The following is a 9862-nucleotide window of genomic DNA, read 5'->3' as shown; positions in this document are numbered from 1 at the left end:
GGCATCATCATACTATCAAAGCTCCTATCGCGGGAGAGGGGGTAGATCGAAGTGAAATAGAAAAATTTGTGCTCAATTTAAGATGAAATCTTGTCTAAAAAACTTTAGGGACGTTGCCTAAAGAATAATCCAGTTGTATTGCTTTTCTTAAGGTGGCTGCCATGGAGAGTGAGCCGTCTCAAGGCATGTGTAATTTTACAGCTCTCGCATTCATGTCATAATGTTCGTTTTTTGTGCGTGAATAAGATGATGCTTAATCCACAACAAATGGCGGCAGTTAAACACATTGATGGACCCTTGTTGGTTTTGGCTGGTGCAGGAAGCGGAAAAACCCGCGTGATTACGCAAAAAATTGCTTACCTTATTGAAACATGCGGCTATGCTGCTTCCAGCATTTGCGCAGTTACATTCACCAACAAGGCGGCTAATGAAATGCGCGAGCGCGTGGCTTCTGTTTTGCCTGCACCGGCGCGCCGTGGGTTGAAAGTGGCTACATTCCATACCCTGGGATTGAGCATCATCAAACGCGAAGTAACTTATTGCGGGTTAAAAAGCAGCTTTTCTATTTTTGACAATGAAGATAGTTTGCAAATTTTGCGGAATTTTATGCCTGCTGCGCGTGCAAACGATCGCGAAGAATTATTGCGCATCCAGCAGCAAATTTCCCGCTGGAAGAATGAATTATTGACTCCAGAGGATGCCGTAAGGCAGGCAGAGGATGCTTCAGCAGCGGCAGCGGCGCAATTATATACAAGTTATCAACATGCCTTAAAAGCCTATAATGGCGTGGATTTTGACGATTTAATTCGCCTGCCGGTTTATTTGTTAAATACACACCCAGAAATCCGCGAGCGTTGGCAAAATAAAGTCCGCCATTTGCTGGTTGACGAATATCAAGATTCCAGCACCAGTCAATACGCACTGATGCGTTTACTGGTGGGAACGCGCGCGCATTTCACGGTCGTTGGCGATGATGATCAATCCATTTACGCCTGGCGCGGTGCAAGACCGGAAAATTTGGCGCAATTGCAATGTGATTACCCACAGCTTAAGGTAATTAAGCTTGAACAAAACTATCGTTCCACGGCCCGTATCCTGCATGCGGCCAACCATTTGATTGCAAATAATCCGCATTTGTTTCCCAAACGTTTGTGGAGTGAATTTGGTTCAGGTGATCTGCTCCGTGTTTTATGTTGCCGGGATGATCAAGATGAAGCGGAACAAGTTGTAGCAGATTTAATCAGCCACAAATTGCGTCAGCGTACGCGTTATGGCGATTATGCCATTTTATATCGCGGCAATCATCAGTCACGCGTGTTCGAGAAAGTCTTGCGCCAGCATGGTATTCCATACCGGATTAGTGGTGGACAATCCTGGTTTGCCCGCTCTGAGGTAAAAGATGTATTTGCTTATTTGAAACTATTGTGCAATGAAACCGACGATGCTGCTTTTTTAAGAATTATCAATACGCCTAAACGGGGTATTGGGGAGAACACCCTATCTGCTTTAGGCAATTATGCGCAAATACGCCGGCAAAGTTTATATGCTTGTTGTGATCATTTAGCATTAAGTGAGCATGTTGCTGATAAGCCGCGGGCGGCATTACAAGTATTTAAGCAATGGCTTGAAAAAATAAAATTTCGTTCACACAATGAACCTATTGTCGATGTATTGCGCGAAATGGTCGAAGAAAGCGGTTATGAAGCTCATATTTATGAACAATGCGACACGCCCTTAAAGGCGCAAAAGCGTATGGACAATGTATGGGAATTGCTGGAATGGGTAGGAAGGATATTAGACAAAGAGCCTGGGAAAGAATTACCCGATGCGATTAATAAATTAATTTTGTTGGATATTTTAGAGCAAGCGGATGAACAAGATGCCGACACGTTGCAATTGATGACATTACATGCTTCCAAGGGCTTGGAATTTCCTTTTGTATACCTGGTCGGCATGGAAGAAGAATTGCTGCCGCACCGGGTTAGCATCGATGCCGAGCAGATTGAAGAAGAGCGTCGCCTCGCTTATGTAGGAATCACGCGTGCACAAAAAGGCTTATGTTTATCATTAGCACGGCAACGGCGCCGCGCCGGTGAATTGCAGGATTGCCTGCCAAGTCGTTTCCTCGATGAATTGCCTAAAGACAGTCTTGAATGGTTCGGAAAGGCGGGGGAGCAGGATGAGACGAAATCAAAAGCCCTGGCACGCTCGCACTTGGCAGGGCTTAAGAATTTATTGCTGGAATAGCAGAAATTAACAGGCGCGCATTGGTTTTGCCTGCTTTGCCAAATTATGCAGAAATCCTGTTGTTGCCGTTTCTGCAGTTGCATTGGTGAAAAAGCGGTGTTTGCCATACGCAGCATGGTTTGCTTCCTGCTCTATTCTTGTGGTCAACACATCGTCAGCATCCAGCTCAAGCTCGCGCAAGTCGTGTTGCAGACGGGTTAATTGCTGGGCTTTTCCCTGCGCCAATTCTTGGCTGACCCAAACGTTTTGCAAATGTTTTTCCTTGAAGCGCTCAATTTTGTAAATGGCGCGCTCTTTTTTCCACTGCAGGGATGGTTCTTTGGTTTCTTTAACAGATACTTTCTTGATTTCATCCAATCCCCATTGCTTTTCAAAAGCGCGCCGAAATTCCAGGACGGGGCGCTGACCGCTGTTTAATTTACTGGTTAGGTAATCCCAGCATGCTGCTGCAAAATAAATCGGGATGAATAGCCGCTTCAGGATGCGGGTGGGAATATCATTGTTATGACTATGATCGTGTCCTTTGCCTAAACGCTCCTGAAGCAATTCTTTAAGATGCGCGGCGTGTTTTTTTTCCTGATCCTCATGCTGATGTTTATGGCGGGCCTGGCTATGGGAGTCATCAGCGTGGTGATGACTATCTTCATCTGCAGCAAAATCAAAGAAGTAATGAAAATCTTCCAGGGTTTCGCTGCAGGTACTCATGGTTGCGGTAGCCCATTCCGGAATGCCCGGTACCCGATCATCACTTACCCCCATGCTGATCAAATGGCCGATGAACATAACGATGCGCAAGGGAGCCGTCACAATGGTCAGAAAAAGACGGAAGGGATTAAGAATTTGCAAAATATTTTCCTGTGCGTAGAGGCGGGTAAAACGCTCTTTAACGGTTGTAATCCAGCGGGAAAAAAAACCTTCCTGAGGTTTATCTTTCTCGGCAGGCCGAATGGCTTTTTCAACCATGCTTAAGGTTTCACTGGTATTTTGTAAATTAAAAATGATGGAGGCAAAACCGATGATAACAGGGTTAACAACCCCTACAATGAATTGCGGGATGGAAGTGGCCATCCAGCTGAACAGAGGGCGGGATGCACGCGCGATACTCCACCATGTTCCGGCAGTACAAATAGTCAAAGCCAATGCCAGCACGGAAAGGAAAACAGCAGAAAGTCCTATAAATACGCTGTGCAGCGTCAAACCATTATTCCAGTCGTCGCGGACTTTCCTGAACCATTTGCGAATGGTGTCATTAGCAATCATGTCAGTTATTGCATTATAAGTGAGCATGCCATAGGCTGCTCCAGCCACAACTGCCATAGGGATAATCAGAGTCGGCAATACACCGAATGGGATGGCGGCCAGGAAAGGGATAATAGTGAATGCTTCCACCAGGAGGTAGGTCGAACCTATCCCCATAAAAATGCCAGCCAGTGTGCTGAAAATTTTTGCGGCATTAAAAGCCAGTTTCTGCGTATGGTATTTTTTAACGAAAGCTTGAGCATCGTGTTCTTTTAACCAGGCATTGAGTTCTTCTTCATAGGGGCTTAATTCTTGGGTATCGTCTACAGGGCGAAAGAGCTGGACGGCAAACCATTTTTCCATGTCGCGTAATGTTTTTTCAATCTCTTGTTTACGGTCTTCGTCTTCTGCATCCAGACGTTTATGCGCAAATTTATGCAGCAATTCCAATTGTTTCTGGTAATCTTTGCAAAACTGCGGGCAATGTTCCGTGTCTTTCGGGAAATGGGTGAGCAGGAATTCCTTACCTAATTCATTTTTTAAATAATTATGCTTTAAAAGCTTCAGCAAAGAACCTTTGATGTTTTGAAAATAAATTTCGCTTTCATAAGCAACGGACAAAACAAATGCCCCTGCCGCAAGCGGCAGCACAGGCCAAAGGGCAAACATACCCCCAAAACTTAAAAAGCCAAGAATCAAACTGGCGCCGCAGGTGAGCAACAGCAGGAATAAGTAATAAGGTATTTTTTTGCTTTTCATTTTATTTAAAAGATAATTTTGCAGAATTGGTACTTTATTACAAATGCAAATGATTATCAATAACGATAGCAAGGAAAGTGGCTGGCGGAAGCCTCTTTAAAAAGCAGCAAGAAACCCAGCTTGCCAGAAGGCAAGCTGAGTCAGCTAATCAATTGGTTTGCAGCATCAAAGACGTGTTTTCTTCTTCATGGTTAGCAACAGTAGAGCCATTCAGTTTGCTTGCCGCAACATCAGCCAAGGCATGGCCTAATTCTGGATGCTTCCCTTTGGTGAAAAAGCTGTACGCGGTTAATCCAGAGCCGGCAGACATAAAAACTCCGCCAGCTATTACGGCGCCAACTGCAGCCACCCCTGTAGGAGCCAAGGCTACCCCTAGGGCAAGGACTAGTAAGCCAATAGCCGCCATGACTCCTCCTAACAGACGCAGGGTAAAGGTAGGGGAGCTTTTAAGCTTGGCTGCTTCCTGTTGGTATTCTTCTATCGAATAGTTATTCATTAATAACTGATGCGTATGGTTGAGTGTTGCCGATAAAAACTCATCCGAGGCTTGGCGTTGCTCGCGCAAGTCCGCTACGATGCTGATCAGTGTTTTTATTTTGCCATGCAGCTCGGATGGTTCATTTTGACTTAGCCAGGTTTGCAAAGCTTGCAAAACTTTGTCAATTTCGGTGATTGGCACAACTTCATCGTCTAAGGATTCAGGCGGTGAGTACATGGCGTTTCCTTCATGTCCTACTTCCTGAGGAGGTGTCTCTTGTGCCGGTAGCTGCGGTGTTTTTTCCTGTACAATTTCAACTGGCAATGTTGAAGGTGTTTTTTCTGACGGTTGGCTAATAATTTCGACGGGTTTTTCCTCCGACAGTGTTTCCCGCGGTGTTTCTTTAGCTTCATTTGGGGTTTCTAATGAAGCTAAAATTTTTTGCAGTGTAATTTGAGTTTGCTGCATTAATGTAATTTTTCTAAGGATTTTCGCATTAAGCTCGGTTATATTATTCAAGCGTTTTTGTTGCGTTTCATTAAGTGTGCTACCCTCAAGCGTTTGTTTGAATTCCAAGACTATAGCAATGGTTTTCTTTTGGGTTTCTTCATAGTATTGCAAAGCAGTGTTAAGTTGATTATTAGCATCCGCATATTGGGGCACCCGATATTTTGCCGTAGCTTTATTGTGTTTTTCTTCTAAATTTCGCAAAATATTGGCAAGTTGCTCTTCATAAAGTTTTATTTTTTTGGTGAGAGCAGTAGTGGCCGACTTCATTGCTTGTAACTCCTATGTAAAAATTAACCATTTCGTGAAAAAATACACGTGGATCAACAGGTTCTTTAGAATGAAAGCCACATAGTAGCCGAAGCTTGGTAACAAAAAAAGAAGCGAAAAAATAAAAATTTAAGCAAATTTGTTTTATTTAATTGATTCTTAAGGAGAAGAACATGCCGGGAAGGTTTATTTTTTTAATGTGTTGCATGCTGTTGTCGTATTCGTTAACAGCAAAAACTCCTCTTGTTAAAGAGCAAGTGCAATTGCCAGCTTGTTTGGCCAATAATATAAAATTTGCACATAAGATCCTGGCAGAAAACGCTCAGTATAAAATTATTGAACTTAATTTGCATGATTTAGACACGTTAAGCCAGTTGGCAGAGCAAATTCATTGTGGCCATTTCGTAAACGTCAGCCATTTAATCTCCAGTGAATCGTTAACAAAGCGGCAAGAAACCGCTGCAGCCTTATTGGATAAGCCTGCGCACGCAAGGACTTTTGCGGGGGATAATCGCCTCCGTCACCAAAAGCTGGTGCGCAAAGCATTGCAGCAGATCGATTTGCAAGCCATGTGGCAGACCATCACCCATTTGTCTGCTTTCGTGAATCGTTCCGCCTTTAACGAAAACGGCGTAAGGACTGCCGAATGGATAAAAGAGCAGGTTGACAGGCTTATTTTAGAACATGGCAATAAAGATGCGGAGACTTTTTATGTACAAACGCGAGCTCCTTACGTGCAGCCTTCTGTCGTTACTGTGATTGGCAAAAGTAAAAAAGCTCCTGCTATTGTCATTGGTGCACACATGGACACTCTCGGCCGCGATGGGATGGACAGGATGCCAGGGGCGGATGATGATGCCACCGGCTCGGCGACTGCAATGGAAATTGCCCGTATTTTATTAGCTGCAGACATCCAGTTTAAACGCCCTATTTATATCATCTGGTATGCCGCTGAGGAACGAGGCTTAGTTGGCTCCCAGCAAGTTGTACAGGATTTTATGCAGAAATCCATCCCGGTGCATGCTGTGTTGCAGCTGGATATGACAGGTTATCGTCATCATGCCAAAGATAATACCATGTGGATTTTTACGGATTATACAAACCAAAAATTAAACCGGTTTTTAGCGCAATTGATTAAAGCTTACATTAAAGTACCGGTAGCTTATTCCCAGTGTGGCTATGGGTGCAGCGATCATGCTTCCTGGACGCAAGAAGGCATACCTGCTTCATTCCCTTGTGAGACCAGCTTTGAAGATCATAATCCTTTTATCCACACTGCAGCCGACGGCATGAACTTGCTCAATCAGCAACATATGAGGAATTACACCAAGCTTGGCTTAGCATTCGCCATTGAGCTTGCAGCAAAATAAGCGCATCGCACAAACAATTGCAATTCCGCGGGGTTAAGACCGCGGGATGCAAGTGATAACCAGATGAAACTTGATGTTATTGCCATGCTTTTTACACGGATGCAACATTAGTGAAACGATGGGAGCATCAGCAGGGTGAAGCGTCATCACCCTTGCTGGGTTTGGCTAGGATGATTTGTCGGGTGTGCTGGGATTGCTTGCAGGCGGCGGGCAATGGAATTCTCCCATCACTTGCCCTTTGTTATCGATGGTTTTCAACGCTACGGGAAATTTCCATAAGCTGTGCAGATGCTTTAATACTTCATGCGTTGTATTCCCTAATGGCGCGCGCTCATGTTGCATATAGTGCAGGGTAAGGGTGCGATCGCCTTCCATGTCGACGGAAAAAACCTGGATATCAGGTTCGAGATAACCTAAGTTGTATTGTCTTGATAATGCTTCCCGGATTTGCTGGTAGCCGCCCTCATCATGGATAGCACCTACGACTAATTCTGGATAACGATCATCGTCAAGAATATGAAATAATTTCAATTCACGAATGACTCGTGGCGAAAGGAATTGTGCTATGAAACTTTCATCCTTGAAATTGCGCATGGCATTGTCAAGGCTCTTTAACCAATCGCTGTTGACAAGTTCTGGAAACCAGAATTTATCTTCCGGGGTGGGATTTTCACAGATGCGTTTGATGTCTTGCATCATGTGATAACCCAAGGTGTAGGGGTTGATGCCGCTATAATAAGGACTGTTGTAAGCAGGCTGCATGATGACGTTGGTGTGATTTTGCAGTACTTCCAGCATGAATTCATCGGTAACCAAGCCTTCGTCGTAAAGCGCATGCAGCAAAGTGTAATGCCAGAAGCATGCCCAGCCTTCATTCATGACCTTGGTTTGTCCTTGCGGATAAAAATATTGCGCAATTTTACGCACAATGCGCACGATCTCGCGTTGCCAAGGATGCAGCAACGGAGCATTTTTTTCGATGAAATAAAGGATATTTTCTTGCGGCTCTTCGGGGAAACGTTTCTTCTCGCGTTTGTGGAAAGTTTCTTTATTAAAAGGGATCGTCCGCCATAACTCATTAATTTGCGATTGCAGATAAATCTCCCGGTTTTGCTGACGGATCTTTTCTTCCTGAATCGTTAGGGCTGTTGGGTGTTTATAGCGGTCCACACCATAATTCATCAATGCATGGCACGCATCCAGTGTCGATTCAACGTCTTCTATTCCGTAGCGCTCTTCGCATTCACTGATGTAATTTTTGGCAAATAAGAGGTAATCAATAATGGCATCGGCTGATGTCCACATTTTAAACAAATAATTGTTTTTGAAAAATGAGTTGTGGCCGTAACAGGCATGAGCTATCACCAGCGCCTGCATAGCCATGGTGTTTTCTTCCATTAAATAGGAAATGCAAGGGTTGGAATTGATGACCAATTCATAAGCCAATCCCATCTGGCCGCGTTGATAACTTTTTTCTACATTGACAAAATGTTTGCCAAAAGACCAGTGGTGGTAGCCTATGGGCATGCCGACTGAAGCGTAGCAATCCATCATTTGCTCTGCGCTAATGACTTCAATTTGGTTTGGATAAGTATCCAGCCTGAAGTCTTTCGCAATGCGGGCAATTTCCCGATCATAAGTCTGTAGAAGTTCAAATGTCCACTCAGCACCGGTAGATAAAGGTTTTTTTCGCGGTTTCATGCTGTTTTCCTTTTAAACAACTCACGAAATACGGGATAAATATCCACGACATTATCGATATTTTCCATCGCAAAATTTGGATGATGTTTGCGCACCTGCTGATACACTTCCCATAAACTTTGGTGGTGTCGCGGCATGATTTCAATATAGGCGAAATACTGCAGCATGGGCATAATTTTTTCTTGCAGCAATTCCAGACAATAAGGCGAGTCGGCATTCCAGTTATCGCCATCTGATGCTTGTGCCACGTAAATATTCCAGGCAGCTGGATTGTAGCGGGTTTCGATAATTTGGCTCAGCAGTTCCAGTGCGCTGGAGACGACCGTGCCGCCCGTTTCTCTTGAATAGAAAAAATCTTCTTCTGTGACTTCTTTCGCGGATGTGTGGTGGCGGATAAATACCAATTCAATTTTTTCATAATTTCGCGTCAAAAAAAGGTACAGTAAAATGAAAAAGCGTTTGGCAATATCTTTTTTGGGTTCATCCATAGAACCTGAGACATCCATGATGCAAAACATCACTGCTTGCGTGGATGGAGCCGGCATGCGCACGCGGTTGTTGTAGCGTAAGTCAATCGTATCGATGAAAGGCACTGCATTGAGCTTCTTTTTCAAAAACTGAATGTCTCGTTCCAAACGCGTGATGTCCAAATGATCTGCGTTTAAAGCTTGCAGACGGGCAAGTTCAGCTTCTGCTTCACGCAATTGGCGCCGGTAAGGAGATCCCAAAGCAATGCGTCGGCTGGTAGCTTGGCGCATGGAACGCAGCACGTTGATGTTTGTCGGGGTGCCGCTACTCGTTATGCCGGCGCGCACTGTTTTGAAAGTATTGATGCGTGCCAATTCTTTCCTTACCAAATCGGGGAGTTCTAAGTCTTCAAAATAAAGTTCCAGAAATTCTTCCCGCGATAATTGGAAGATAAAATCATCTTCTCCTTCGCCGCTGTTGCTGGCTTGACTGCCGCTGCCACTGCTATTGGCGCTACCTGGGCGTTTGATGCGATCGCCGGTTGTAAATTCATCATTACCGGGCAAAACACGTTCCAGTACGCCGCCATAACCGCGCGCGAAGCGTGGTTCACTGATGTCTTTCGCCGGGATGCTGATTTGCTCTCCCTGATCGATTTCAGTGATGCTGCGTCGGCTGACGGCATCGGTTACAGCGCGCTTAATTTGATTTTTGTAGCGACGTAAAAAACGCTGGCGGTTAACCGTGCTTTTTTTCCCTGAAGTTTGTCGCCTATCAATCAATTGGGTCATAAATACACTTCCCGTTTATCCTCCGCTTTGAG

The 9862-nt window shown here is 44.6% G+C and carries 6 protein-coding genes; 2 read left to right on the top strand and 4 right to left on the bottom strand.

Features of this window, described 5'->3' with window-relative positions; translation table 11 throughout:
• Positions 1-249 precede the first annotated feature (249 nt).
• Positions 250-2247, top strand: coding sequence for a UvrD-helicase domain-containing protein (locus ELY11_RS06265; protein ID WP_127032715.1), 1998 nt, complete (start codon positions 250-252; stop codon positions 2245-2247).
• Between the two features lie 6 nt (positions 2248-2253).
• On the opposite strand, the gene ELY11_RS06260 is transcribed toward ELY11_RS06265, so the two are convergent.
• Together ELY11_RS06260 and ELY11_RS06255 are read right to left on the bottom strand one after the other, a co-directional pair.
• Complete coding sequence (locus tag ELY11_RS06260; protein WP_127032712.1) at positions 2254-4245, bottom strand: ECF transporter S component family protein; 1992 nt, start codon at positions 4243-4245, stop codon at positions 2254-2256.
• A 148-nt stretch (positions 4246-4393) separates the two neighbouring features.
• A complete protein-coding gene (locus tag ELY11_RS06255; RefSeq protein ID WP_127032711.1) occupies positions 4394-5500 on the bottom strand; it encodes a hypothetical protein in 1107 nt (368 codons plus the stop codon).
• Positions 5501-5673: 173 nt separating this feature from the next.
• Here ELY11_RS06255 and lapA point away from each other — a divergent pair, with 173 nt between their 5' ends.
• Entirely contained in the window at positions 5674-6870 is a 1197-nt protein-coding gene (gene lapA, locus ELY11_RS06250; protein ID WP_127032710.1) for an aminopeptidase LapA, read from the top strand.
• Positions 6871-7035: 165 nt separating this feature from the next.
• On the opposite strand, the gene ELY11_RS06245 is transcribed toward lapA, so the two are convergent.
• Positions 7036-8571, bottom strand: coding sequence for a SpoVR family protein (locus ELY11_RS06245; protein ID WP_127032709.1), 1536 nt, complete (start codon positions 8569-8571; stop codon positions 7036-7038).
• Positions 8568-9830, bottom strand: a complete 1263-nt coding sequence (locus tag ELY11_RS06240; RefSeq protein WP_126953413.1) for a YeaH/YhbH family protein — start codon at positions 9828-9830, stop codon at positions 8568-8570. The genes ELY11_RS06245 and ELY11_RS06240 overlap by 4 nt, the downstream gene beginning before the upstream one ends.
• Positions 9831-9862: the final 32 nt, after the last annotated feature.

The organism is Legionella septentrionalis, assembly GCF_003989745.1.
Lineage (GTDB): Bacteria > Pseudomonadota > Gammaproteobacteria > Legionellales > Legionellaceae > Legionella_A > Legionella_A septentrionalis.
The sequence above is the reverse complement of the archived record's forward strand: the minus strand, read 5'-3'. Positions and strand labels throughout refer to the sequence as shown.